Here is a 25,408-nt window from a genome sequence, read left to right as displayed (position 1 = left end):
TATACGTTGCTATTGAGAATGAAATCATATCCTGAACTATAGCTGCTGCTCAATCACCTAATAATGAGATTGGTGATAAAACCGTCAACGCCTTGTCATGATTGATCTTAAGACTGTTATCGGCAGGAATGTTATGTTTTAATCATTGACAGTTAAAGGTAAGTAAATATGGGAAAGGAACCTATGAGTGGTGTATTTGAAATTGTAGCTCAGGCTCGTCGTAAGAATAAACTAAAACGCGAGCTGCTTGACAACGAAAAGAAGGTTCGTGATAACCGCAAACGTGTCGACCTATTAGATAACCTGATGGACTACATCAAACCTGATATGACTCCAGATGAAATCGTAGGCATCATTAAAAATATGAAAGCGGATTACGAAGATCGTGTAGACGACCATATCATTAAGAGCGCAGAAATCTCAAAAGAGCGTCGTGATATCAGCCGTCGTATTCGTGAATTGACAGAAGAAGATAAGCAAGTCGTTCAAGGCAAAAAGAAATAGTGGTTTACTCTAGTAACACGTCAAGCTCGCATTAAAATATGCGAGCTTTTTTAATTCCAGCGGAAGGTAATACCAACATTTTTGGTTATTATAATTTAGTAAATTGCGTTAAACGTTTGCGTAATCGCTAACCTTCTACAAACCCAAAACTGGGGCTTTCATCACACATTTAGCCCTGTTATATTTCCTCACAGATAATCATTTAGACCATTCGAGGCATGGAGCTTCCTCAATTATCTCAAGATGAGAAGAATTGGTACCGACATTGTTCGGCAAACTTTTAGAGGGTCAAATTATGGATATGGTTGAAATTTTAGGTTACGCAGCATCGATCATGGTAGCGATTTCCTTAACCATGAAAGACATTGTTAAGCTACGTGTACTGAACTTCATTGGTTGTGCACTTTTCACCGCTTATGGTCTTATGATTGATGCGTGGCCAGTCGTAGTGACGAATGGCTTTATTGCATGCGTTAATGTGTACTTCCTTGCGAAAATGCAAAGCGAAAAAAAGAGCACTGAAGCCGAAAGCGCAGCATAGTAAGTCATTATCCGCTAAATCAAAACGCCCCGAACATGTCCGGGGCGTTTTTGCTTTACTCTTCGTCGTGCATGTCTGCCCAAGCTTGGGCACACTTCACGGCGCGCTTCCAGCCTTTGTAACGTCGATTACGTTTTTCTTCATCGTGATGAGGAACAAATGTTTTGTCGATTTCTGCTTTATTTGCTACTTCATCCAAGCTACCCCAGAAGCCAACTGCCAAACCTGCAAGATATGCGGCACCCAACGCTGTAACTTCAGTCACCTTAGGACGAAGTACTTGCGTATCCAGAACATCCGACTGGAACTGCATCAAGAAGTTGTTCGCAACCGCACCACCATCAACACGAAGTGCTTCAAGCTTAATGCCAGAATCCGCTTGCATCGCATCAAGTACATCACGTGTCTGGTAGGCAATACCTTCCAGTGTCGCACGAATAATGTGGTTCGAATTAACACCACGAGTCAAGCCCACGATAGTACCGCGAGCATATGCATCCCAGTATGGCGCTCCAAGACCTGTAAATGCTGGAACCACGTACACTCCATTTGATGTGTCTACTTTAGTCGCAAAATACTCAGAGTCTTTTGCGTCGGCCAACAGCTTCATCTCGTCACGTAACCATTGAATAGATGCACCGCCCATGAAGACAGCCCCTTCCAGAGCGTATGCAGGTTCACCCGCGGGTCCACACGCAAGTGTAGTTAGAAGGCCATTCTTCGAGGTGACTTTTTCCTGTCCTGTATTCATAAGAAGGAAACAGCCCGTACCATATGTATTTTTTGCCTGACCGGCATTAACACACATCTGACCGTAAAGTGCAGCTTGTTGGTCACCAGCAATACCAGCAATTGGAATACGAGTACCACCTTTACCACCAATGTTTGTTTGACCATACACCTCAGAGGATTTCTTAACTTCAGGCATCATAGACAATGGAATGTCCATGTCTTTAAGTAGTTTTTCATCCCACTGTAAGGTATTAATGTTAAATAACATTGTACGTGATGCGTTGGTGTAGTCAGTCACGTGCACACGGCCTTGCGTCATCTTCCATACCAGCCAAGTATCCACCGTACCAAACAATAGCTTACCCGCTTCAGCCTCCTCACGAGCACCTTCCACATTGTCCAAGATCCACTTAATTTTAGTCCCAGAGAAGTATGGGTCTAGCACTAAGCCTGTATTTTCTCGAATGTAGTCTTCAAGGCCACGCTGCTTTAAATCTTCACAAATTGCCGCAGTACGGCGACACTGCCAAACAATCGCATTATAGACTGGCTTACCTGTCTCTTTATTCCATACGATGGTGGTTTCTCGTTGGTTGGTAATACCAATACCAGCAACTTCATCGCTACGAATGCCCGACTTGCCAAGTGCTTCTACTAGCACTGAGCTCTGTGTCGCGTAAATTTCCATTGGATCATGCTCTACCCAACCTGCTTCAGGGTAAATTTGAGTGAACTCACGCTGAGATACGCTGACAATATTTGCATCGTGATCGAGTACAACTGCACGTGAGCTTGTTGTTCCTTGATCTAGCGCGACTATGTATTTTTGCTCAGTCATGATCATTTCCTTCTTGTTTCGATATTTCTATTAGTAATTTTAGTATTAAACATGCGCTTCTTGATTTTCTTCAGTGTCGTCACACTGATTTGGAATCGTACAACCTGTACCCGTGTTTGGCAGGTATTGAGCGATAAATTTTGGATAAGCCCAAGCACCAAAACATGCACCAGCAATAGGACCTAATATAGGAACAATAAAGTATGGAATGTCTTTAGCACCTGATAGTGCGTAATCCCAACCCGCAAGGTATGCGAATAGCTTAGGACCAAAGTCACGAGCAGGGTTCATTGCAAATCCGGTCAAAGGCCCAAGTGAACCACCAATAACCGCAATCAACACACCAATAAGTAGAGGGTTCATCGGACCACGTACTGCGCCATTATTTTCATCACCAAGCGCCAGAATTGCGAACATCAGAACGGCAGTAATGACAAATTCAACAGCTAAAGCTCCAGCAAATGATAACGACGCATGAGGGTAAGTAGAAAAGATTCCTGCCGTTGCCAGTGCTTCTTGGCTGCTTCTGACGAAGCCATGAGCGATTTCGTAATCAACGAACAAATTGCTGTATAGGCTGTATACCAGTGCCGCTGAACAAAATGCACCTAACATTTGAGCGATGATGTATGGAATAACCTTCGCTTTATCGAATCCATGAAAAGCGGCCAGTGCGATTGTCACTGCCGGATTGATGTGTGCACCTGATACACCGGCAGTACAGTAAATGGCAATGGAAACACCAAAGCCCCAGACGATACTGATCTCCCATTGGCCGAACTGAGCCCCCGCAAGTACTAAAGCAGCAACACAGCCAACGCCAAAGAAAATCAAAAGCCCAGTGCCTATAAACTCAGCGATACATTCACCAAGTAAGGTTGGTTTTCTATTAGTCATAGTAAGAGTCCTTGTTTACATTAAGATGCGCAATTTATTTTTTTATTGATTGCGCATTGTATTTTGCATACAAGAGCGTGATATTAAACTTCCCCAGCCCATTAATGAGCGTTCGAGCACATTTTGTTATTTTTATGTTCTCTATTTTGTTAATTAAATCAATTTTTTGATCTTAACGACCAAATCCACCTTTGACATGAATTTGCAACCATACCCTCCTGCTAGCAAGCCAGAAGTGGTAATGACAGAGCCTTATCATTAAACAGGTGTAAATACTCTAACTACAAACTTATCATATGTTTATCTTTTGTTACGCATACGTTTTCAAGCCTCTTGTTACTGTAATATCTACAGGGTCTTGCGTGTTAGTACCCAAAACCTCCTATTAACCAACATCACAACGAGCATTTTTATTTCGTTCGAACATTTGTGAGCAATACATCGAAAATAAAATGAAATAAATGGCACATTATATTTAAGGATATTTGTTCACAAGGCTCATTTCGCTATGGATAAACGGTTTGAAACAGACGTTGTTATCATTGGAGGCGGTGCGACTGGCACCGGAATTATGCGCGACTGCGCATTACGAGGGATTCGTTGCATCCTTTTAGAGCAAGATGACATTGCGTCAGGAACAACTGGACGGAATCATGGACTGCTACATTCTGGCGCTCGTTACGCCGTCACTGATGAGGAGTCGGCCAAGGAGTGTATTCAAGAAAACCGTATACTGAAGTCAATTGCTCGTCATTGTGTGGAAGAAACCTCAGGGCTCTTTATCACCTTACCTGAAGATGATATTGATTTTCAAAACACCTTTATTGGCGCTTGTGACACTGCAGGTATCGACACAAAACGCTTAACAGCGAAACAAGCCCTCTCGCTCGAACCCAATGTTAACCCTAAATTAGTCGGGGCAGTCCAAGTGCCTGATGGGACACTAGATCCTTTCCGTTTATGCGCCTCCAATGTGCTTGACGCCAAAGAACATGGCGCTCGCCTCTTTAATAAAACCAAAGTGTTGTCCTTGATCCGGCATGAAGATACTGTCCTTGGTGTTAATTGCTACAACACGCAGCACAATGAACCTTTTCAAGTGTTCGCCAAACAGGTTGTCAATGCGGCTGGCATTTGGGGCCAAAATATTTGCGAATATGCAGATTTAAAAATAAAAATGTTTCCGGCTAAAGGCTCACTGCTCATACTCGACTATCGCATTAACAACTTGGTCATCAACCGCTGTCGTAAGCCTTCCGATGCTGACATCCTTGTACCTGGCGACACCATTTCCCTTATTGGTACTACTTCTGAACATATCGATTACGAGCAGATTGATGATCTCCATGTCAGTGATAGAGAGGTCGATGTTTTACTTGAAGAAGGGGCAAAACTCGCTCCCATTATGGCTAATACGCGAGTGCTGCGCGCTTACGCAGGCGTTCGACCGCTCGTATCCGTTGATGACGATGGTAGTGGGCGAAACATTAGCCGAGGCATCGTACTCCTCGATCACGAAAAGCGTGATGGCCTCAAAGGCTTTACAACCATCACTGGTGGCAAACTAATGACTTATCGTCTTATGGCCGAATGGACCACTGATTTGTTGGCCGAAAAACTGTCAGTAGATACACCTTGCTCAACCCATACCAAACCCTTACCTGGTTCAAACGAACATAAACTAAAAAGCCGGAAAACAGCCAGTATCGCTAAGCCTGTTTACGAATCTGCGTATTACAGACATGGAGAACGCGTCGCAGAGTTTCTTCATGAGAGCCTAGATAAACAAACCGTTATTTGTGAATGTGAGATGGTAACAGCGGGTGAAATTGAGTATGCCATTAAACAGCTTAATGTTCATTCTCTGGTCGATTTACGCCGAAGAACTAGGCTTGGTATGGGCCCCTGCCAAGGAGAATTATGCAGTTATCGAGCAGCGCACTTGTTTAATAAATATGCCAATGCTGATGGTTACCAATGTAGTCTACTGCTGAACGAATTTTTAGAAGAGCGATGGAAAGGAATACAACCCATTTTTTGGGGAGATGCTCTCAGAGAGGCCGAATTTAGTCACTGGATTTATGAGGGTTTATTTGGTGCCAGCCAGTTAGATAACCATGCCGAAAAGAAGGAGGAAACCCAATGAAATATGATGTCGCAATCATTGGAGGTGGGATTGCAGGTTACTGCGCTGCTCTTAGGTGTTTGGAATCAGGACTTAAAACCGTATTAATCAATCAAGGCCATAGCTCTTTGCACTTCTCTTCTGGCTCCATTGACGTACTGAGTAGTTTACCTAATGGTCAAGCAATCAAAGATCCATTTTCTGGTATTCATCAGCTCAAAGAGCTCTCCCCTGAACATCCTTACAGCAAAATGCGTGTTGAAGAAATACAATCTTCATTGAAATGGTTTCAGACCACATTAGCTAAAGAAGGCGTGTCTCTATCGCACAGTTCAGATCACAACAATCACTGTCGAATTACTCCTCTTGGGACACTAAAATCAACATGGTTATCACAGCCTTTCGTACACCAGTTTCATCATCAAGCCGCATTCAAAAGGCTAGTGCTCGTTGCCATCGATGGATTTAGGGATTTTCAGCCACAACTTGCATTCGATAATCTTAGCCAAATCGAAGCATTTCAACATATAGAGAAAAAAATACTGCCTATTCGTATTCCAGGTTTTGAGTCATCACGCCAAAACCCTAATGAACTGCGTTCTATTGATATTTCGAGGGCTCTCAAACAGCCTAAAGCATTCTCCAGCCTAGTCCATCAGCTCAGCGATGGTGCGACAAAAGATGACCTTGTTATTCTCCCTGCCATAATTGGAAATGGCGATGGACTCACCTTGATGGAAAAACTTCAGCAGCTCACCCAGCTTAATTTTCACGAAGTGCCCACTATGCCTCCTTCTTTACTAGGGATTCGCATTGAAGAAGCTCTTTATAGAGCATTTATCCGTCTTGGTGGTATTCAGCTTAAAGGCGATAAAGCTCTCTCTGCAAAATGGTACCTCAACAAACCATGTATCGAATCAATTCAAACTGCGAATTTAGAAGACTTTCCGCTGATAGCTAAGCACTACATTCTTGCCTCTGGAAGCTACTTCAGCCATGGATTGGTGGCGAAATCGACTCAAGTTGTGGAACCTGTGTTCAACCTCGACGTTTATTTTCACCAACACCGACGCCAGTGGCGCGCTAAAGCATTTTTGAGTCAGCAACCTCATCCATTTATGCAGTTTGGCGTTGTGACCAACAGTCAATTTAGTCCTTCGAGAAATGGGCAGACGATAAGCAATTTACATTGTTGTGGTTCAGTGTTGTCTCATTATGATCCTATACATGAAGGGTGTGGCGGCGGTGTTGCCATCGCGTCAGCATATAAGGTCGCAGAAAATATTATTCACTCAATGACATCTGAGGAGGCCCGTGTATGACAACAAAATTCGCCACTCACGCACCTCAAATCACTAGCTTTGACCAATGCATTAAATGCACTGTTTGTACGGTTTACTGCCCGGTAGCTAAAGCAAACCCACTTTACCCTGGCCCTAAGCAATCAGGCCCAGATGGAGAGCGATTACGTATAAAAAATGCGGAGTACTACGACGAAGCGCTTAAGCTTTGTACCAATTGCAAGCGATGTGAAACGGCTTGTCCATCAGGTGTCAACATTGGCGACATCATCGCCGTTGCTAGAGGGAAATACGCAAAAAAACGCCTAAGTCCAAAGCTCATTCGGGATTTCGTTTTAAGCTATACCGACCTGTTCGGCACTCTAGCAACACCTGTTGCTCCGTTGGTCAATAAGATCACAGACAACAAGCCCATCAAGACGATCATGCATAAAACCATTGGTGTGCATGACCATAAATCCTTACCCAAATACTCTCACGGTACGTTTCGTCGCTGGTACAAAAAGCAGGTTTCTGAGCAGAATTTATACCCTAAACAAGTTAGTTACTTTCATGGTTGTTACGTCAACTACAACCATCCTCAACTCGGCAAAGACCTCATCACCGTCATGAACACTATGGGGATAGGTGTTCAGTTACTAGAAAAAGAAAAGTGCTGCGGCGTGCCGCTGATTGCAAATGGCTTTCATAACAAAGCTCGCCGTCACGCAGAGTTCAATGTAAAGAACATTGAGGATGCAGTGATAAAACATGACCGAACCGTTATTTCGACTTCCTCAACATGCTCATTCACCCTAAAGCAAGAGTATCCGCATGTATTAGGGGTCGAAAATCACCACATCAACAACCGTATTGATTACGTGATGAAATATCTGCTTAAAGAGTTTATGAACGGCAACACACCATCTATGTCACCGATTAACAAACGCGTGGTATACCATACTCCCTGCCACCTAGAGCGAAGCGGTAATGTGATATTCACTCTAGAGGTGTTGCGCCAGATCCCAGGATTGGATCTGATTGTGTTAGATAGCGAATGCTGTGGACTCGCTGGCACATATGGATTTAAAGAAGAAAATTATTCGGTTTCAATGAAGATAGGACACCACTTGTTTGAATCGATCAAAAACGCAGAAGCAGACTATGCGATTACAGATTGCGAAACCTGTAAGTGGCAGATAGAAGAAAACACGCAGCTAGAAACTATTCACCCCATTTCTTTACTAGCAATGGCAATAAGCCATTAAATGCTCTCGTTTCGAGAAGTCATCGATAATGAAGATGTGCGTTCAGAATAGCTTGTAACTTGCCATTTTTTTTGATGACTTTCAGGCCTTTATTGAAAGTCATCAATCTCTGCTTACTTTCGGAACTTCGCTTAGGTAGCAATAGGTGCAGAGTATTGATAAACAAAGGCGTAGGATGGTAAGCCAAACGTTCCCCTTCTGACTCTAGTCCTTCTTTCTTAAGAACGTAGTTAACGTATGCGATATAAAGCGGTGAAACATCAATAGTGCCCGTGATTAATTTCTTAATATTTTTAGCTTCATCATCAACTCGCTCGACGGAAATTTTTCCACTTTGCTCGGCATTTTCAAATGGTTCACCATAATAGCCACCAACCAAAGCACTCACTTTTAAGCCTTTAAGATCTTCTATATGATTCCAGTCGAATTCTAGCTCTTCTTTGTAAAAGAAGTGTGCGTTTATCTTATAGACAACATCACTGACCAAGAAAAGTTCGTGATACTGTTTATTTAACTCCCATAACGCCGTGGCATCAGCCTTCCCTTGCGCCGCGAAATCAAAGGCTTCTTTCCACGTTGGTAAGTACACATACTTTACTGCAACATTTTGAGTTCTAAATGCAGCTGTTACAATTTGAGCATTGATGCCATCACCAGGCAGCTGTTTAGAGTGATAGGGAGGATATTCCCCCCCAACGGCAATGGTGACTGTTTGCGAAGAAGCGGACAGAGGAATAAAAACAAGGCAGAAATAGGTAAACAATATACCCAAGCCCTTAAATAAAGGCTGAAGTTTATGGAGCATAGACTCTCCGCTAACACTAAGCTAATCAATACAATCCCAATGAAGCGTCATTGAATTGTATTTAATAAGTCTAGCTTTGGCTTTTGAGTTGCGCGAACTTTTCTCAGTTATTCGAAACGATAAATAGGACTTCTACCCGTCTATTACACGCTTTTCCAGCATTGGTTTTGTTTGAGCAAGCTGGAACATATTCCCCATAGCCTCTTGTGTAGATAGAGTTCATCGCCACATTATGGCTGACCAGCTGTTGCTTCACGGCTTTGGCACGCTTCATAGAAAGTGAATCATTAAATGTTGGTGCACCAGTACTGTCAGCATGACCATCAATGACGATGTCGATGCCAGGTTGTGTTGCAAGATAGCGCCCCATCATATCTAGCCAGTACATTGAATCGGGCTTAACCATCGAAGACCCAGTGTTGAACTTGATGGTGTCGGTTAGCTTAACCATGACGTGATTGCCCGGTAGTACTTCGTAGTCAACACCATTCTTCAGCAAGAAGTTCTGCAGATCACTGTAGCTGGTCGTGCGCATTTGCCCCATTGGGCCTTTAACGCCTGACGAAGCCAGTTGAGGGGCATCCCCCCAATTAGGGTATCGAACCTCAAAATCTGTCTTTGGTGCGGTTTCGAGCATGTCTTCCGTTAGGTAACGCATTTCCTTTGACAGATTTCCACAACCTGTCAGAAGCAAGATCAGAGGCAAGGCAAGATATTTCATCGATCCACCATTCGTTCGTTTCCGTTTCGATACATCATTTATATCGGCAAATTTGGGAATACTTTAATGATAATTTAACCCTTTACTGTTCGCCTTCTGACCACTTAACGTTCTGAAATGATTTAATAAGCATTTCACTGCCAGAACTGTTTAGTTAAGGCCTGTGAAAGAGTAAAATCCAGCTATTACAACCTCGCTGAGCATCAAAATGGCCAGTGTCCACAAAGAGTATTATTATGAAAAAAATGATGACCTTATTTGCCATCGTGTTTGTCACTTTGTTGGCAGGCTGTAGCGACCGAGATGTGCCTCAGGAAGGTAAACAATTCCAAACACTCTCTACGGACTTGTCCACTTATCGTTTACCTCAGGTGACCGAAGTTTTCTCATTAAACTGCGGCCACTGTAAAAAAATGGAGTCAGTCCTTCCTCAGCTTGAAGAACTGACTCAACAAAACATTGGCAAGGTTCACGTTACTTTTAATGACAGTGCTAAAATCAGTGCCATGATTTATTACACTGCTGAGATGCAACTTGGGCAAAAGCCTGATCACTCCATGATGAACGAGCTATTTCAAGCCGCACAAATGGGTAACAACGCAACAATGGCAGAGAAAAAACAAGCGATTATTCAAGCGTTTCAATCGCGAGGCTTGGTAAGCCCATATGAGCTAAAAGAAGAGAATCAAAATCAATTATTTAAAGCAATGCAGCTTGCAGAAAACCTCACAGAAAAAGGTCAGATAAACTCCGTACCGACCTTTATTATCAATGGTAAATACATGGTTCTGACATCAGGCCATAAAGATGTTCAAGACATCGCCAACACCATCAATTATCTTACTCAACAACCTTAAGTAAATACGGAAAAGACTCATGTCTAAAATTATTATTCCCATTGTCGTTCTGGTTCTAGCAGGCTTTATGATTTACCGCACTTTAGTAACAAGTAAAGCAGGCGAAGAAAACTTCGCAGCCGGGCAAGCCTTCCTTCTAGAAAACGCCACGAAAGAAGGCGTAGTCACTACTGAGAGCGGGTTGCAGTACTTGGTGCTCAATAAAGGGACAGGCACTGTCCATCCAACCACTAAGAGTAAAGTTAAGGTGCATTATCACGGCACATTGATTGACGGTACTGTTTTTGATAGCTCAGTTGAGCGTGGTGAGCCGATTTCATTCGCTTTGAAACAAGTGATTAAAGGCTGGCAAGAAGGCCTGACTCATATGGTAGAAGGCGACAAGTTCCGCTTGTTTATTCCAAGTCCCTTGGCGTATGGCAAGAACGGTACCGGTCCTATTCCACCAGCATCAACTTTAATCTTTGATGTGGAACTTTTAGAAATCCAATAACAGCAAGGCCAATCATTCAATGATTGGCCTTTCTTCTATACAAGTTCTTTTGACTCTCGGCGCAAATGTTTCTTTAGATGACGCTGGATAAAGTTAACGTCTGCTTTATAAAAGTCATGGGTTGGAATATCTTCAATCGACATCCAGTAAAATGTTTGCTGTCTGCCTTTGTCGTGTGCGACTGGTACTGCTGACTCGTTAGCATGCAACACGACGTAGTAAATTCTCCCACCATATTCATTAATATCGCTATAAGTCGCTAAATGTGAGAGGCCACTTAGGTGAGTTTCTTCATAGAGCTCTCGGATAGCGGCGTCTGTTCCTGGTTCGTTTTCATTGGCTTCACCTCCCGGAAATTCCATCACCATACCTTGCTCTGCACGGTAACGTTCTTGAATCAGAACTTTGCCGTTTCTGATAACAACGGCCATCGCTAAATGCTTCATTTGGGGCTCCTTGGATTAAGCTGACTGTATCGGTACTTCCAACCTAGGCGTATTGTGTTTTTTAAATTAGAAATGCCTGCCACCGATACGGAATGTTAAGAACCCGCGCAGAGTAACTGAATATGCAATTAAGTTCTCTCACTGTGTTCAAAAATCTCAATGTAAAACAATAAAAAACGGCACCTTATATGGTGCCGTTCTTGCTTTGCTACTTCTTTACTTATGCTTTTCCTGCACAAACTTTTTGCTGACATCGACCACTGCGACATCTTTAAAAAAGCTACGTCCAAGCAACAATGGAAACTTGAGGTGCGTTCTATCAGCAAGCGTGAATTCGGTTTTCTCCTTTAGATCCCCGATTTGAATCCAAGATTCAACGACAGCGCGACGTTCAGACTCTTCTGCAGTCGACTGGCGAATTTTCACCCAGCGTTGGACAGGCAAAGCAATCTCTTTACTCTTGATGTCATCATGCTCAATCTTGAACTTAACCCAATCTTTTCCATCACGTTCAAATTCAACGACATCCGTAGCACTGATCGAGGAGGTGGTTGCACCTGTATCGATTCGTGCTTTAAAACTTTCTTCTAGCCCCGGAACATACACCCATTCTTGTTCACCCATTATCAGCTTCCCATCAGGCGTCTTTCTTGCCTGTGGTTTTGGCTTAGGTTTCTCTTCCGGCTCTGTTTCCGGTTTTGTTTCTTTTTCTGGCTCTACTTTAGGCTCTTCAACTTGTGGTTTTTGCTCTGACTCTACCGGCTGTTGACCTGTTGTAGAACATGCCATCAAACCACCACTAAGCATAATCGGAATTAAAGCTTTCCACGGTTTGTTCATTCGATCACCTAACTAATAACAAGACACGACTGCTTTTAAAAAGGCCCACATGATGTGAGCCTTAAAGCAAAATTTAAGACACTTTAACTATCGCATCGGCTACGTAAGGAATATCTTTTTCTGTTAGTCCTGCGATGTTAATTCGACCGTCACCGACACCATAAATACCATACTCTTCACGGAGTTGCGTCATTTGGTCTTGAGTAAATCCTAGCACAGTAAACATGCCTTTGTGGCTTTCAATGAAATCGAACTGTGAAGTGTTATGGGTATTTCTCAGTTCATTACACAAAGTTTGACGGAGGTTGAGCAAGCGCTGCTGCATTTCACTCAATTCTTGCTTCCAAACATGTGTTAAGCTTTCATTTTGAAGAATAGTCTTAACCAACGCAGCACCGTGATCTGGTGGCATAGTGTAAGTCGCACGAGCCAACGTCAGTAACTTACCTTTTGCGTTATTGACATCTTGTACAGACTTACCAACGACAATGGCCGCACCTGTGCGTTCGCGATATAGGCCAAAGTTTTTTGAACACGACGTCGTTATCAGCATCTCTTCAACGTTATCAGCCATAAAGCGTAAGCCTTTGGCATCTTCTTCTAAACCATCGCCAAACCCTTGGTACGCGATATCCACAAACGGAATAAAACCATTCTTCTGAGAAAGTTCCGTAATGGCTTGCCATGCTGAGAAATCAATATCGGCGCCCGTTGGGTTATGGCAACACCCGTGAAGAAGTACCACATCTTTCGGCCCTGCCTGCGATAACTCTTCCAACATGCGACCTGTGTCGACTTGCTTAGTCTCTGGGCTGAAATAAGAGTAGTGTTTAACTTTTAACCCTGCAGCTTCCATGACTGGTCGATGGTTAACATAGCTTGGGTTCGAAATCCAAACCGTAGTTTCTGGCTGAGCAACTTTCATTAAGTCACCCAACATACGCAAGGCGCCACTTGCCCCCGGCGTCTGGATCGCTGCAACACGGTCCATTGCAGAGGTGCCTGATAGTAGTAAATCAACCATGCTCTGGTTGAACTCTTCACAGCCAGCTAACCCGACATAAGATTTCGTCTTTTGTGTTTCAACAACAATATCTTGCGCTTGCAAAATAGCTTTCATGACCGGGGTTTCACCGGCGCTATTTTTATAGACGCCAATACCCAAGTCCACTTTGTCAGGACGGGGATCGTTTCGGTATGCAACGGATAAAGAAAGGATAGGATCCAATGTAGGTGTTGGTAAATTAGAGAACATGAAAGTCATAACCCTTTGAAATTCAAGTAACGGTGTTCAACTTATCATTGAATCCTTTAATTCAGAAATAAAATTTTAGCGGCTAAGAGCAAAACAGGATAAAAACCTGCACCAGTTAACATAATTGCAACACAAAGTAGTAGTTCAGAATAAAACGCTATCGCTAAGGTTAGATTTTGAACCTGTGTATGATTTGATTGGAACTCCCCCTCCACTCCAGCTTGAGATCTTTTTTCTCTTGCTCAAATTTTCCGTCAATAAGTACATCGAGTAGTTCAACCACCTCGCTTTGTTCTGACGTCAATTCTGCCAGTGTGTAGCCGGTCCACATCCAGATGTCTTTATCAGGGCACTCTTTACGCACACGCTTTACTAGCTTGAGGACATCCGCCACGTTTGCAGGATGAAGTGGATCTCCGCCGGACAAAGACAAACCACGTCGTTTTATACGGGTATCTTTTAAATCCAGAAGGATCTGGTCTTCTGCTGCTTGGGTAAACAACGCGCCAGAATCAAGGCGCTGCGTGGATTGATTGTAACAACCACGGCATTGATGCACACACCCCGAGACAAACAGAGTACAGCGAGTACCAGGTCCGTTTACAACATCGACTGGATAATATTGGTGATAATTCATGATGCCATTCGACTCCATACAATCTCAGTACTGGCATTGAGAAAAGGACGAAGGTTTCGCCCTATTCACTAACCAAAAATGTTACAGATGTTTCACCCGACGTTTGACTTCTTCTTGTTTACCGAAATTAAACGGCCTTGCATCGGGGCTTCCCAAATATCCGCAAACACGTCGGGTTACCGAAACTTTAGTCGAGTCATGATTCCCGCAGCTTGGGCAGGTAAAGCCCTTACTGGTGCAGTCGAATTCTCCGTTATAACCACATTCATAACATTCATCGATGGGCGTATTGGTTCCATAGTAAGGGACGCGGCTATAGCTATAGTCCCACACATTTTCTAGCGCTTCTATATTGCGCTGCATGTTCGGAAACTCACCGTAGCAAATGAATCCACCGCTTGAGATCTCAGGGTAAGGCATTTCAAAGTCGATCTTGTCATATGGGTTAACCTTTTTCTCAACATCTAAATGGAAGCTGTTGGTGTAGTACCCTTTTTCAGTGACTCCCTCAAGCACACCAAATTCCTTGGTATCGATACGGCAGAATCGGCTGCACAGATTCTCACTTGGCGTGCCGTATAAGCTATAACCATAACCCGACTCTTCAGCCCATTGATTCACTGTTGTTTTTAGGTGCTTAATAATATTCAGTGCTTTTTCACGTAGCTCTGAGCTATCGTACACGTGTTCATTATTACCATAGAGTGCGTTGATGGTTTCATGGATACCAATATAACCAAGAGAAATAGATGCTCGACCGTGCTTAAAAATGTTGGCGATAGGTTCATCAGCTTTAAGTCGAACTCCGCATGCTCCTTCCATGTATAGAATAGGCGCCACACGCGCTTTGACATTTTCGAGTCTTGAGATACGAGTCTCCAGCGCTCGACGTGACAGCACCAGTCTTTCATTCAAGATCTCATAGAACTTCGCTTCGCAGCCTTCAGATTGAATGGCAATTCGCGGTAAGTTCAAGCTAACCACACCTAAATTATTGCGCCCTTCATGGATGAGTTCTCCCTCTTCTCGGTAGGTACCCAAAAAGCTACGACAACCCATTGGCGTCTTAAATGAACCCGTGACTTCTACCACTTTTTCGTAATTAAGAATATCTGGATACATGCGCTTTGAAGCACATTCTAGTGCGAGTTTCTTAATATCGTAGTTAGGATCAGCCTCTTTGTGGTTAAGTCCGTCTTTGATGCCAAAAACCAGTTTAGGGAACACCGCAGTTTTCCGGTTTTTACCTAAACCAGCAATACGATTTTTCAAGATAGACTGCTGAATTAAGCGTGAAGCCCAACTAGTGCCAAGCCCAAAGCCGAAAGTGACAAAGGGAGTTTGACCGTTTGCGGTGTGAAGCGTGTTGACTTCATATTCTAAAGACTGAAAAGCGTCATAACACTCTTTTTCCGTTCGAGCACGTGCAAATGCCTCCGGTTCATGGATGTCCCAATCTTTAGCTATCTCAAGGTGTTTTGCGTAACTTGCCATCACGTAAGGTTCTAAGACTTCATCAATCCGATTGATTGTCGTTCCGCCATAGATATGGCTGGCCACTTGAGCAATGATTTGTGCGGTGACTGCGGTCGCTGTCGAAATAGATTTTGGCGTATCTATTTCGGCATTCCCCATTTTAAAACCATGTGTCAACATGCCTTTTAGGTCGATCAACATACAGTTAAACATAGGGAAGAACGGTGCGTAATCTAAATCATGGTAGTGAATATCGCCTTGTTCATGGGCTTGAACAATATCGCGAGGCAGAATGTGAGTTTTAGCATAATGCTTAGCAACAATACCCGCTAATAAATCACGTTGAGTTGGAATTACCTTGCCATCTTTATTTGCGTTCTCGTTAATAAGATCGACATTACTTTCCTCAATAAGGCCTTCAATTTCCCGTGTTAATGTACTCTGCTTTTCTCGCGCTATGTCACGGTCATGTCGATATTCAATATATGACCGCGCCAGTGATTTGTAAGGACCTTGCATCAACTCGTTTTCTACTAAGGTTTGAATCTCAGTAATATGAACTTCATCGTGATCTCTTAGCTTCAGCTCCACCGCTAACGCGACATTTAACGCGTAAATAGCGATCTCTTTATCGACATGCTCTGCCGCTGCTTCAACAGCAGCTTGAATGCGATCCCTGCTAAACGGAGCTCTAGAGCCGTCACGTTTGATTACGATTGGTTTCACCTTCTCTCCTTACCCTTTAAATACTCACAGAGTTATCCACAAATACACTATATAGGGTTAATTTTTACTCTACCAACACAATATATTGTGGCGTATTTAACGAGATGAGCTCATGGTATGTATTGATTTCGATCAATAAAATTGGGCCCTAGATTAAGATCAAATCGATCTTAGTGGCAGTGATCTCAGCTTGAAAGAAATGTATGAAAAAAGTGATTTTCACTCGATTTTCACTTGCTTTTTCTTGAGTGCTTATAGAATAAAGGCTGTCAATAAACACAAATTATATAGAGTATGACAAACACTAAACTTATATCGATTCTGGCGCTTCTGTTGATAACTGTTTCAATATTGTCTTTTGCAGAAACTTATCTTTCTATCACTGCATAGAATCTGGAATGGCTGATCATTCAATCTTCAAATCAATTCATTCCGCCACTACCAACCAGTGAGGATTTTACGGTACTTGCATAGCCCTTTTCGACTTCATTCGCGTTGAATGGCCATGTTATTAATAGGTACTCGGATGTGTTTTGCCATCAGTGAACCCGTCATCATTGCGATAATGAAGATGAACATATCGAGGTTACCAAATGATAGGCTTGTGATAGCAGGTCCAGGGCAGATGCCTGCGAGTCCCCAGCCAGTACCAAATAGTATTGAGCCCGAGACTAATCTTCTATCAACCTTCTGGTTCCTTACTAAACAGAACGGCTCCCCCAGCAACGCATGTCTCCGAGTCTTGATTACAAAATGGTAAATAGGGGTAAATACGGCTAGCGCACCTCCCATTACAAACGCTAAGCTGGGATTCCAATCCCCCATGACATTTAAAAAACCAATAACACTTTCTGGATTAGTCATCCCAGACAACGCCATGCCAATACCAAACATTATCCCACTGGCGAGTGCAACGAATTGTTCTGATATTTGTGCTGGCATTTGAAACTTAAGCTGTGACATGTTATCCCACCTTAGCGAACATAAACCGTCACAGCCGCAGTGAACATGAAGATCAGCGTGGCCACAACGGAGCGTAGAGAAAATCGGCCGATACCACAGATACCATGACCACTGGTACATCCATTACCAATACGCGTACCTAAGCCAACAAGCAAACCTGCTACGACCAAATGAGGCGTTGATATAGAGTCGGGGCTAGGTACTTGTATCTCTGAAAAACTCACACTGAGTGCACCTCCACTTACCATTCCTGACAAAAACAAGATACGCCACAAAAAGTCATGCCGATTAGGCGTAAAAACGCCATTTACAATCCCACTTATTCCTGCGGTCTTAGCGTTAAATAACAATAAAATCGCAGCTGACAGGCCAAGAAGAGTACCACCTATTAAAGAATGCCATGGAAAGGTTCCACTCATCATGACCTCCTACAAAACACATCGTGAAAAGATTCAATTAACGTTTCAATTCTAGGGTCCGCTAAAGAATAAAAAACTTGCTGCGAGACTTTGCGGGCCTGAATCATCTTGTGATTACGCAATACCGTAAGATGCTGAGAAAACGCAGATTGGCTAAGTAAAGCGTTCTTCTGTAGCTCTCCTGCCCCCATTTCGCCCTGCGTCAGTTGGCACAAAATCATCAAACGAACAGGGTGAGCCATAACCTTCAGCATATCTGAAGCCTCAGTCGCCCTTTCCCTCATTTCTGGAATATCAATCGTGTGTGAACCCATAGCTTATAAATTAGTATTTACTAAATTAATAAAAATTATCACTCACCCACAAATATTAGTCAATACTAATTTAGTCATCATTGTTACACCAACCACTTTGCCTAACAATTTAGGCCATCACGTTAGCCCATAAGACAAAAAGCCCACCAGTGCTACATTACACTATCAACAATTCAATCAACTGTTATAGAACTTAAATATTTCTTTCACAATTCCTCCGTAGTATCAGCACGTTAAATCATGGAGGAACCATTTTGTTTACTGTTCATAAATTGACTACTTTGGCTGCTTGTACTGCTATTGCTCTAGCGGGTTGCACTTCTCTAGAAACAACTAAATTGACCGCAGAGTGCCAAGTTACCGCCAAGCCTGAGAGCTCAGAGTCTTCTATCACCGGGTTAACATTACTCGGGACCTATGTCGCCGATAGTGAGTTTGACACTTCGGCAGCAGAAATCGTTGCTTATGACGAATGTAGCGATCAATTGTTTGTGGTGAATGCCCAAGCCAAGCGAGTCGATGTCATGACTTTAGATGCACAAAATCGTCCTACTAAAGCCGCGCATATTAACTTATCCACCGCGGGTGAAATGGCCAACATCAAGATTGGCGCCGCCAATAGTGTTTCTGTTCACAATGGCTTAGTCGCAGTCGCCATTGAAAACCAAGTGAAGCAAGAAAATGGCTTGATTGCGTTGTACCATGCAGACACATTAGAACTGATTAAGACCTATCAAACCGGTGCACTGCCAGATATGGTGTCTTTTTCTAAAGATGGTCGTTACATAGCAACAGCTAACGAAGGCGAGCCAAATTCTGACTACAGCATCGACCCTGAAGGCAGTATCACATTAGTCGACCTCGCATCAGGTATTGAGCAAGCCGAAGTCAAACAGATCTCATTCAAAGCGTTCAACCAAGGCGAATCACGACATGATGAGCTAATGGAAACCATCAGAATATCAGCTCCAGGGGCGACCGTTGCACAAGATTTAGAGCCAGAATACCTGACTTTCGCAGATGACGGCTATTTGTACGTTGCGCTTCAGGAAAACAATGCGCTGGCTAAAATTGATATTCACAAGGCTTCCGTTGACTCTATCTACGGCTTAGGTGGGAAAAGCTGGGAAACAAAAGCTCTAGATGCTTCTAACAAAGATAAAAAGCTGGGCAACTTTAACTCTTACCCTCAACTTGAAGGGCTTTACATGCCAGATTCTATCGCTAGTTTTCAAGTAGAGGGAGAAACCTACATTGCAACAGCCAACGAAGGGGATGGTCGAGAGTATGGTTTTAAAACCACTCAAGCGGTCTGCGATAGCAAAGGTTTTGAATGGGACGAAGATGACTTCACGGACTCGAGCCAATACAGAACTGAAAAAGGCTTCTGTATCGTATACAGCGATGAGCTGCGTGGTAAAGACCTTAACGTCAACGCATCACATCCACTAAAAAGCCAACTCAGTGACAAAAACCAACTTGCCCGTCTGAAAGTTGTAAAGCCGAATGGCGATTTAGCACAAGATGATGTGGTTTATAGTTTTGGTAGCCGCTCTTTTTCACTGTGGAATGCAAACGGTGAACTCGTATTTGACAGTGGCGATGAGTTTGCTGATATCGTCAATACACTTGATCCACAACACCTGAACAGCAGCAACGACAGCAATGAAACAGCTGATGACCGCAGTGATGATAAAGGAGTTGAGCCAGAGGCCATTGAAGTTGCATCAATTAATGGTCGGCAGTATGCGTTTATCGGGTTGGAAAGACAAGGTGGCATTATGGTTTACGATGTGAGCACACCAACTTCACCGATGTTCATCAACTACATAAACAATCGCGACTTCTCCGAGCCAGTTTGTACTCAAGTTTCGGATGGCGAGTGTAGTAATGATACATATAACCCCGAAGCAGGTGATTTAGGTCCCGAATCGATTCGTTATTTTGCTCGACATGGTCAGCACCTCCTCGCAGTGGGTAACGAAGTCAGCGGAACTACATCGATTTACCGCATAGAACTTTAACTGCCTAGATCACATTACTGGGCTCAGTTTCCCTCTGTAATGATCATTCTCTATATTGTAAAAAGCGCCTTATGGCGCTTTTTTGTTGAACTTAGCGTACGATAAAATAAATATTTACCCTCTTTTTCCCCACCTTTCTATTTTCAATACTCCCAAGCCACTAATAACAAATTTATAAAGTTATTTATTCTGTAATGTTAAATAATTAGATAACAAAAAAGTAAATTAAGGACGGTCATATGTGTTTACTTATTTTGTTGATACATGAATCAAGATCTTGATGGACAAAAAATAGCCGTTGCATTTAATAACGCTTAGTTATATTTTGTTTCGAAACATTAGTATTTTATAAATTAAAAATGAAATTTGTCAGTTGTCTGTTAACACTTCTTTCTTCTGCCGTTATAGCAAATCCACTACCTGATGATGAGAAACTCATTGCTTCTTTAATTGAACGCGGTGTTATTTGCGATAATCAAACCTATGAAGAAAAACAAGAATCTCTCCAGATTTATCTTGCTAATAGATTCGACAAAAAAAACAAAAACGATAAGAAAGATAATAACACCAATATAAAAAACAACCCGACTGAACAAAAGTGTATTTCAGCAATTAAGAAATAGCTCAGGCTGAAAGTCACTTAAAAGGAATCTTCCCATTGATTGGGATTTTGTTGTTCACGCAACGTTATAACCGCTTAATAAGTGGTATTTGGCAATCAAAATATAATAAGGAAATAATATGAGTCCTATGAGGAAAACACTGCTGGCAACAGCGGTGCTGACCCTTTTTAGTGTCAGTGGTCACGCCAAAACACCTATAGATTTAGGTGTGATGAACGAAGAAAAAATTATCGAGATGCTCGTTAGAAAAGGGGTTCTTGATGAAAATTCTTCGGTAGAAGAGCAAAAAAACGCCCTTGATAACTACTTAAACACAAAGCTTAATGGAGGCTTCAAAGGAGACGCTCAATTCGGCAAGAAAGCGCTGGAGCAGCGAGCTAAGATCCTAAAGTTTATCGAAGCAAAGAAAGGTCACCATAAAGCACATGTGTTTGCTTTTGATTTATCACAAAAGCGTACAGACAAAGTCCTTGCCCTACTCGTCGACTTCCCTGACTTACCTTGGGATGAAAACCGACTGACTTCCGAGCATACCGAGATGCTCTACGATAGTTACAAACCCGAGCACTACCAGAACCTACTCTTCTCAGGTGCAGGCTATCTTGGCCCGAATGGAGAAAACCTCATCTCCATGCGTCAATATTACGAAAGTGAGTCAGGTGAAAGCTATAGCGTAGCTGGTCAAGCGGCTGGCTGGTACCGAGCATCGAAGAACGCGTCTTTCTACGGGGGTAACTCTCCTACAACGGACAATGATCTCAATGCTCAAGAGTTAGTACGTGAAGCCTTAAACCAGTTAGCACAAGATCCAAGTATTAATCTGGCCGACTACGATATTGAAGATCGTTATGATTACGATGGTGACGGCAACTTCCGTGAGCCTGATGGCGTCATTGACCACCTGATGGTATTCCACTCTTCGGTGGGTGAGGAAGCCGGTGGTGGTGTCTTAGGTGATGACGCAATTTGGTCTCACCGCTATAATTTAGGTAAGTATCATGTGCTTGAAGGTACGTCTAGCACCGTCCCTGGGCGCTTCGACGGTAAATATGCCGCATTTGATTACACTATCCAACCTATTGATGCCGCAGCAGGTGTCTGTGCTCACGAATATGGGCACGATCTCGGCCTTCCAGATGAGTACGACACTCAGTACACAGGTAAAGGTGAACCCGTCTCTTACTGGTCTATCATGTCCTCAGGTAGCTGGGCAGGAAAAATTGGGGGCACACAACCAACCGCATTCAGCTCGTGGGCAAAACAATTTTTACAAGAATCCATTGGCGGTAAATGGATTGCTAACCAAACCATCTCTGCAGATGCTCTATCGAGCAAAGGTGAAGAGATTACGCTGTATCAGACGATCGACAATGACAAGCAAAACATGGTTCGCATTGACTTACCAGTCAAACGAACTGAAGGTCATAAACCGTTCGCGGGCAATTATAGCTTCCATTCAGGTAAAGGCGATGACCTAAAGAACAAGATGTCTCGTCAACTGACTCTACCAGAAGGCAACAGCGTCAAGCTGACGTTTAAAGCTTGGTATCAGATCGAAAAAGACTATGACTACGCTCGAGTGCTTATCAACGGTCAGCAGATCGAAGGTAACATAACAACCATGGATGACCCATACAACACAGGTCTTGTTCCAGCCATCGCTGGCGAATCTGACGGTTGGGTTGATGCCGAGTTCGATCTATCTCAGTGGGCAGGTCAAACCATTGAACTGAGTTTCGATTATGTGACCGATGGCGGCTTAGCTATGGAAGGTCTTCACCTCGATAATATTTCCATTGTGGCTGACGGTAACACAACTCTGATCGATGATGCGGAAGGTCAATCTAGCTTTACATTCGATGGTTATCGGTTAAATGATGGCTTCAATGAAGCTGCTCATTACTACTTACTGCAATGGCGTAGCCACAACGATGTCGATGAAGGTTTGAACAACATCAAACGCTTTGGCAAGCTGATGTCATTCGAGCCAGGGCTGATCGTTTGGTATGTAGATGAATCCATGACAGATAACTGGGTAGGTAAACACCCCGGTGAAGGTTGGCTAGGTGTTGTCGATGCCGATCAAAACGCCATGATTTGGGCGAATTCAGGAACAGCAGCGCAAACACGATACCAAGTTCGTGATGCAGCTTTCTCTTTAAATGACCAGAAACCAATGCGTTTGGAAAACAGCGACGGTGATGTACTTGAAGATGTGAGCCTGATTGGTAATGCCTATTTCGCTGATAACCAAGACTACTCAAACCCTCAAGCACCAGATGCTGGCCGACTTCTGACTGAGCACGGTGTTCAAATTGAAGTGATCAACCAAGCTGCAGACAACACTTACGGTGTAATCAAAGTATCGAAAGCAGAAGCACCTAATCAGCCGCCGGTCGCTGCATTTACGCTGTCTATTGATGGTTTGAAGGTTACTGCAACCAACACGAGTTCAGACAGCGATGGCTCTATTGTCGCTTACGACTGGGATTTTGGTAACGGTGAGTCGAGCAATGAGAGTACTCCTACATGGACTTACCTCAATGACGGCAGTTATACAGTATCTTTGACAGTGACGGATGATCGTGGTGACCAGCACACAACGACAGAAACCATTACAGTAGAAGCTGACAACCTACTCCCAACCGCCAGTGCACGCTACATACACCTTGGTCGCTGGGTCACTATGTGGTCAACAAGTTTAGATCCAGATGGCCGCATCGTTGATACTGAATGGGTTCTACCAAACGGAAAAGTGAAACGTGGACGCATATTTACTTCTATCTTCCCGAGCTACGGTAAGCAAGAAGTCCGCTTGACCGTCATGGACAACAACGGTGATAAAGTCACTAAAATCATAACTGTCGATCTATAAGGATTTCCCCGTTCCTTAACTTCCTACTCCTCTTATTTGAGTGAGATTTGAGCGCAACTTAAGTTGCGCTCTTTTTTTATCCATTACAGTTTGTTTTATTTTTATCATTATAGTAATCACCTTTTATTCTACGCATTACAGCCAAGTCTATTTTTATCCCATGTTCGGCTAATGTTTTTTTAACCAAAACATTAATAATGTCAAATGATACACTCAGTTTATTTCTATAAATCGCCACTTCAAAAATAGCCATAAAATTCGACTTCTAATTGTTTAAAAATCAAACGCATTGCTTATTAATTACTCCTAATCATTAAACACTCATTTATGGATAAAAATTTGATCTTGATTCAATCTCAATTCATTTATCAAATGAATACTTTGACTGTTCTATGTTATATATGCAAAAAACAATGAGTAAATACTCTACAATCAAAATAATAAGTGCATAATTATGAATAAAACGTTGATTTTAGCTAGCTGCATTTTGGCAACACCTACCGTTTTTGCAGATAACTTACCAATGACACCAGAAGCTGTAACCGCAAGTTATGCTTCTGAAGTACAGGACACACAAACATACACTTATGTCCGGTGCTGGTACCGCCCTGCACAAAATCATGACGACCCTTCCACTGACTGGGAGTGGGCACGTGATGATAACGGTGACTACTACACCATCGATGGGTATTGGTGGTCATCGGTTTCATTCAAGAACATGTTCTATACCAACGCCTCTCAAACAGAGATAGAAAACCGCTGTAAAGAGACACTTGATGTTCATCATGACAGTGCCGATCTTCTTTACTATGCCTCGGATAATCGTTTCTCATACAACCATAGTATTTGGACAAACGACAACGCTCTCAACAACAGAATCAATCGTATCATTGCTTTTGGAGACAGTTTGTCGGATACAGGTAACCTATACAATGGTTCCCAATGGGTATTTCCTAACCGCAACTCTTGGTTTCTTGGCCATTTCTCGAATGGCTTTGTATGGACTGAATACTTAGCCCAGGCAAAAGGGGTCCCGCTGTACAACTGGGCAGTGGGTGGCGCTGCGGGCACCAACCAATATGTAGCCTTGACAGGGATTTATGATCAAGTTACGTCTTACCTAACCTATATGAAGATGGCGAAAAACTACAACCCCGAGAACAGTTTAATGACTCTTGAGTTTGGCCTAAATGACTTTATGAACTATGGCCGAGAAGTGGCCGATGTTAAAGCAGATTTGAGCAGCGCATTGATTCGGTTAACGGAATCTGGAGCAAGTAACATTTTGCTTTTCACCTTACCCGACGCAACTAAAGCTCCACAATTCAAGTATTCAAACCAAGAAGAAATTGATACCGTTCAAGCCAAGATTCTTGAGTTCAATGACTTTATTGAAGAGCAAGCAAGGTTATACCAAGATAAAGGGCTAAACGTGGTTCTGTATGACGCCCACGATATCTTCGATAAAATCACATCCAACCCTAAGCAGCATGGTTTTGAGAACTCAACGGATGCGTGTTTGAACCTCAATCGCAGTTCTTCTATTGACTACTTATACAGCCATGAGTTAACCAATGACTGTGCCTATCATAGCTCTGATAAGTACGTGTTCTGGGGTGTCACTCACCCGACAACAGCAACGCATAAATATATTGCCGATCAAATCATCGCGACGAAGTTAGATCAATTCAACTTCTAGAGTCAGTCCCTATCAAAAGAGGCAAAGTCATTTGCCTCTTTTGATCCTTT

At 43.0% G+C, this 25,408-nt stretch carries 24 protein-coding genes; 11 read left to right on the top strand and 13 right to left on the bottom strand.

The features are described from left to right. Positions 1-168: 168 nt before the first annotated feature. Complete coding sequence (locus L1D15_RS02660) at positions 169-504, top strand: DUF496 family protein (protein ID WP_286037073.1); 336 nt, start codon at positions 169-171, stop codon at positions 502-504. Between the two features lie 295 nt (positions 505-799). Then, positions 800-1,045 (top strand): YgjV family protein, encoded by a 246-nt coding sequence (locus L1D15_RS02655; RefSeq protein ID WP_239836237.1) that lies wholly within the window; start codon positions 800-802, stop codon positions 1,043-1,045. 55 nt (positions 1,046-1,100) lie between these two features. Here the strand turns inward: L1D15_RS02655 and glpK are convergent, their stop codons facing one another. Both glpK and L1D15_RS02645 read right to left on the bottom strand, forming a co-directional pair. Further along, positions 1,101-2,615, bottom strand: a complete 1,515-nt coding sequence (gene glpK, locus L1D15_RS02650; RefSeq protein ID WP_239835200.1) for a glycerol kinase GlpK — start codon at positions 2,613-2,615, stop codon at positions 1,101-1,103. A gap of 45 nt (positions 2,616-2,660) precedes the next feature. Continuing rightward, positions 2,661-3,512 (bottom strand): MIP/aquaporin family protein, encoded by an 852-nt coding sequence (locus tag L1D15_RS02645; protein WP_239835201.1) that lies wholly within the window; start codon positions 3,510-3,512, stop codon positions 2,661-2,663. Positions 3,513-4,020: 508 nt separating this feature from the next. Between L1D15_RS02645 and glpA the strand changes: the two genes are divergently transcribed. From glpA to glpC, 3 genes are read left to right on the top strand one after another with little or no spacing between them, the layout of a single operon-like run. Next, positions 4,021-5,658 (top strand): anaerobic glycerol-3-phosphate dehydrogenase subunit A, encoded by a 1,638-nt coding sequence (gene glpA, locus L1D15_RS02640; protein WP_239874581.1) that lies wholly within the window; start codon positions 4,021-4,023, stop codon positions 5,656-5,658. Beyond that, positions 5,655-6,959, top strand: coding sequence for a glycerol-3-phosphate dehydrogenase subunit GlpB (gene glpB / locus L1D15_RS02635; RefSeq protein WP_239874580.1), 1,305 nt, complete (start codon positions 5,655-5,657; stop codon positions 6,957-6,959). Before glpA ends, glpB begins: the two co-directional genes overlap by 4 nt. Further along, positions 6,956-8,185, top strand: a complete 1,230-nt coding sequence (gene glpC, locus L1D15_RS02630) for an anaerobic glycerol-3-phosphate dehydrogenase subunit GlpC (protein WP_239874579.1) — start codon at positions 6,956-6,958, stop codon at positions 8,183-8,185. Before glpB ends, glpC begins: the two co-directional genes overlap by 4 nt. Positions 8,186-8,204: 19 nt before the next feature. Here glpC and L1D15_RS02625 read toward each other — a convergent pair whose 3' ends face one another. Together L1D15_RS02625 and L1D15_RS02620 are read right to left on the bottom strand one after the other, a co-directional pair. Then, positions 8,205-8,990: a transporter substrate-binding domain-containing protein gene (locus L1D15_RS02625; protein WP_239874578.1), complete on the bottom strand. Its 786-nt coding sequence runs from the start codon at positions 8,988-8,990 to the stop codon at positions 8,205-8,207. A gap of 103 nt (positions 8,991-9,093) precedes the next feature. Continuing rightward, positions 9,094-9,711 carry an OmpA family protein gene (locus tag L1D15_RS02620; protein ID WP_239863971.1) on the bottom strand — a complete coding sequence of 206 codons (618 nt, stop codon included), beginning with the start codon at positions 9,709-9,711 and terminating at the stop codon, positions 9,094-9,096. A gap of 236 nt (positions 9,712-9,947) precedes the next feature. On the opposite strand from L1D15_RS02620, the gene L1D15_RS02615 reads away from it, so the two are divergent. Together L1D15_RS02615 and L1D15_RS02610 are read left to right on the top strand one after the other, a co-directional pair. Continuing rightward, positions 9,948-10,568 (top strand): thiol:disulfide interchange protein DsbA/DsbL, encoded by a 621-nt coding sequence (locus tag L1D15_RS02615; RefSeq protein ID WP_239835207.1) that lies wholly within the window; start codon positions 9,948-9,950, stop codon positions 10,566-10,568. Positions 10,569-10,587: 19 nt separating this feature from the next. Beyond that, on the top strand, positions 10,588-11,061 hold the full coding sequence (locus L1D15_RS02610; RefSeq protein WP_239874577.1) for an FKBP-type peptidyl-prolyl cis-trans isomerase: 474 nt from the start codon (positions 10,588-10,590) through the stop codon (positions 11,059-11,061). A gap of 35 nt (positions 11,062-11,096) precedes the next feature. Here L1D15_RS02610 and L1D15_RS02605 read toward each other — a convergent pair whose 3' ends face one another. The 8 genes from L1D15_RS02605 to L1D15_RS02570 all read right to left on the bottom strand — a co-directional run bounded on the left by L1D15_RS02605 (position 11,097) and on the right by L1D15_RS02570 (position 18,137). Beyond that, positions 11,097-11,507, bottom strand: coding sequence for an NUDIX hydrolase (locus L1D15_RS02605; RefSeq protein ID WP_239863967.1), 411 nt, complete (start codon positions 11,505-11,507; stop codon positions 11,097-11,099). A gap of 216 nt (positions 11,508-11,723) precedes the next feature. Then, positions 11,724-12,347 carry an ATP-dependent zinc protease gene (locus L1D15_RS02600; protein WP_239874576.1) on the bottom strand — a complete coding sequence of 208 codons (624 nt, stop codon included), beginning with the start codon at positions 12,345-12,347 and terminating at the stop codon, positions 11,724-11,726. A gap of 73 nt (positions 12,348-12,420) precedes the next feature. Then, positions 12,421-13,602 (bottom strand): amino acid aminotransferase, encoded by a 1,182-nt coding sequence (locus tag L1D15_RS02595; RefSeq protein WP_239874575.1) that lies wholly within the window; start codon positions 13,600-13,602, stop codon positions 12,421-12,423. A gap of 169 nt (positions 13,603-13,771) precedes the next feature. Beyond that, positions 13,772-14,239 (bottom strand): anaerobic ribonucleoside-triphosphate reductase-activating protein, encoded by a 468-nt coding sequence (gene nrdG / locus L1D15_RS02590; protein ID WP_239874574.1) that lies wholly within the window; start codon positions 14,237-14,239, stop codon positions 13,772-13,774. An 81-nt stretch (positions 14,240-14,320) separates the two neighbouring features. Continuing rightward, the gene (nrdD, locus tag L1D15_RS02585) at positions 14,321-16,441 is read right to left on the bottom strand and encodes an anaerobic ribonucleoside-triphosphate reductase (RefSeq protein WP_239874573.1); all 2,121 of its coding nucleotides are present in this window, start codon (positions 16,439-16,441) and stop codon (positions 14,321-14,323) included. Between the two features lie 486 nt (positions 16,442-16,927). Continuing rightward, positions 16,928-17,404: a YeeE/YedE family protein gene (locus L1D15_RS02580; protein WP_239874572.1), complete on the bottom strand. Its 477-nt coding sequence runs from the start codon at positions 17,402-17,404 to the stop codon at positions 16,928-16,930. A gap of 11 nt (positions 17,405-17,415) precedes the next feature. Beyond that, a complete protein-coding gene (locus L1D15_RS02575; RefSeq protein ID WP_239875106.1) occupies positions 17,416-17,823 on the bottom strand; it encodes a YeeE/YedE family protein in 408 nt (135 codons plus the stop codon). Continuing rightward, positions 17,823-18,137, bottom strand: coding sequence for a metalloregulator ArsR/SmtB family transcription factor (locus L1D15_RS02570; protein ID WP_239874571.1), 315 nt, complete (start codon positions 18,135-18,137; stop codon positions 17,823-17,825). The genes L1D15_RS02575 and L1D15_RS02570 overlap by 1 nt, the downstream gene beginning before the upstream one ends. A gap of 299 nt (positions 18,138-18,436) precedes the next feature. Here L1D15_RS02570 and L1D15_RS02565 point away from each other — a divergent pair, with 299 nt between their 5' ends. The 3 genes from L1D15_RS02565 to L1D15_RS02555 all read left to right on the top strand — a co-directional run bounded on the left by L1D15_RS02565 (position 18,437) and on the right by L1D15_RS02555 (position 23,659). After that, positions 18,437-20,161, top strand: a complete 1,725-nt coding sequence (locus L1D15_RS02565) for a choice-of-anchor I family protein (protein WP_239875105.1) — start codon at positions 18,437-18,439, stop codon at positions 20,159-20,161. A 359-nt stretch (positions 20,162-20,520) separates the two neighbouring features. Further along, complete coding sequence (locus L1D15_RS02560) at positions 20,521-20,784, top strand: hypothetical protein (RefSeq protein ID WP_239835217.1); 264 nt, start codon at positions 20,521-20,523, stop codon at positions 20,782-20,784. Positions 20,785-20,902: 118 nt separating this feature from the next. Beyond that, positions 20,903-23,659, top strand: a complete 2,757-nt coding sequence (locus tag L1D15_RS02555; RefSeq protein WP_239874570.1) for an immune inhibitor A domain-containing protein — start codon at positions 20,903-20,905, stop codon at positions 23,657-23,659. 76 nt (positions 23,660-23,735) lie between these two features. Here L1D15_RS02555 and L1D15_RS02550 read toward each other — a convergent pair whose 3' ends face one another. After that, entirely contained in the window at positions 23,736-23,912 is a 177-nt protein-coding gene (locus L1D15_RS02550; protein WP_239874569.1) for a hypothetical protein, read from the bottom strand. A 201-nt stretch (positions 23,913-24,113) separates the two neighbouring features. On the opposite strand from L1D15_RS02550, the gene L1D15_RS02545 reads away from it, so the two are divergent. Next, on the top strand, positions 24,114-25,358 hold the full coding sequence (locus tag L1D15_RS02545) for an SGNH/GDSL hydrolase family protein (protein ID WP_275658274.1): 1,245 nt from the start codon (positions 24,114-24,116) through the stop codon (positions 25,356-25,358). Positions 25,359-25,408 lie beyond the last annotated feature (50 nt).

Source organism: Vibrio sp. Isolate25, assembly GCF_022398025.1.
Lineage (GTDB): Bacteria > Pseudomonadota > Gammaproteobacteria > Enterobacterales > Vibrionaceae > Vibrio > Vibrio coralliilyticus_A.
This window is presented reverse-complemented; position numbering and strand designations above follow the sequence as displayed.

Bases quoted from the DNA above. Each gene is read 5' to 3' on its own strand.
- L1D15_RS02620 (WP_239863971.1), bottom strand. From the start codon at position 9,711: ATGAAATATCTTGCCTTGCCTCTGATCTTGCTTCTGACAGGTTGTGGA.
- L1D15_RS02660 (WP_286037073.1), top strand. From the start codon at position 169: ATGGGAAAGGAACCTATGAGTGGTGTATTTGAAATTGTAGCTCAGGCT.
- L1D15_RS02580 (WP_239874572.1), bottom strand. From the start codon at position 17,404: ATGTCACAGCTTAAGTTTCAAATGCCAGCACAAATATCAGAACAATTC.
- L1D15_RS02550 (WP_239874569.1), bottom strand. From the start codon at position 23,912: ATGGCTATTTTTGAAGTGGCGATTTATAGAAATAAACTGAGTGTATCA.
- L1D15_RS02625 (WP_239874578.1), bottom strand. From the start codon at position 8,990: ATGCTCCATAAACTTCAGCCTTTATTTAAGGGCTTGGGTATATTGTTT.
- glpA (WP_239874581.1), top strand. From the start codon at position 4,021: ATGGATAAACGGTTTGAAACAGACGTTGTTATCATTGGAGGCGGTGCG.
- L1D15_RS02605 (WP_239863967.1), bottom strand. From the start codon at position 11,507: ATGAAGCATTTAGCGATGGCCGTTGTTATCAGAAACGGCAAAGTTCTG.
- L1D15_RS02545 (WP_275658274.1), top strand. From the start codon at position 24,114: ATGAATAAAACGTTGATTTTAGCTAGCTGCATTTTGGCAACACCTACC.
- L1D15_RS02645 (WP_239835201.1), bottom strand. From the start codon at position 3,512: ATGACTAATAGAAAACCAACCTTACTTGGTGAATGTATCGCTGAGTTT.
- L1D15_RS02600 (WP_239874576.1), bottom strand. From the start codon at position 12,347: ATGAACAAACCGTGGAAAGCTTTAATTCCGATTATGCTTAGTGGTGGT.
- nrdG (WP_239874574.1), bottom strand. From the start codon at position 14,239: ATGAATTATCACCAATATTATCCAGTCGATGTTGTAAACGGACCTGGT.
- L1D15_RS02570 (WP_239874571.1), bottom strand. From the start codon at position 18,137: ATGGGTTCACACACGATTGATATTCCAGAAATGAGGGAAAGGGCGACT.
- glpK (WP_239835200.1), bottom strand. From the start codon at position 2,615: ATGACTGAGCAAAAATACATAGTCGCGCTAGATCAAGGAACAACAAGC.
- L1D15_RS02655 (WP_239836237.1), top strand. From the start codon at position 800: ATGGATATGGTTGAAATTTTAGGTTACGCAGCATCGATCATGGTAGCG.
- L1D15_RS02610 (WP_239874577.1), top strand. From the start codon at position 10,588: ATGTCTAAAATTATTATTCCCATTGTCGTTCTGGTTCTAGCAGGCTTT.
- L1D15_RS02555 (WP_239874570.1), top strand. From the start codon at position 20,903: ATGAGTCCTATGAGGAAAACACTGCTGGCAACAGCGGTGCTGACCCTT.
- glpB (WP_239874580.1), top strand. From the start codon at position 5,655: ATGAAATATGATGTCGCAATCATTGGAGGTGGGATTGCAGGTTACTGC.
- glpC (WP_239874579.1), top strand. From the start codon at position 6,956: ATGACAACAAAATTCGCCACTCACGCACCTCAAATCACTAGCTTTGAC.
- L1D15_RS02575 (WP_239875106.1), bottom strand. From the start codon at position 17,823: ATGAGTGGAACCTTTCCATGGCATTCTTTAATAGGTGGTACTCTTCTT.
- L1D15_RS02560 (WP_239835217.1), top strand. From the start codon at position 20,521: ATGAAATTTGTCAGTTGTCTGTTAACACTTCTTTCTTCTGCCGTTATA.
- L1D15_RS02615 (WP_239835207.1), top strand. From the start codon at position 9,948: ATGAAAAAAATGATGACCTTATTTGCCATCGTGTTTGTCACTTTGTTG.
- L1D15_RS02595 (WP_239874575.1), bottom strand. From the start codon at position 13,602: ATGTTCTCTAATTTACCAACACCTACATTGGATCCTATCCTTTCTTTA.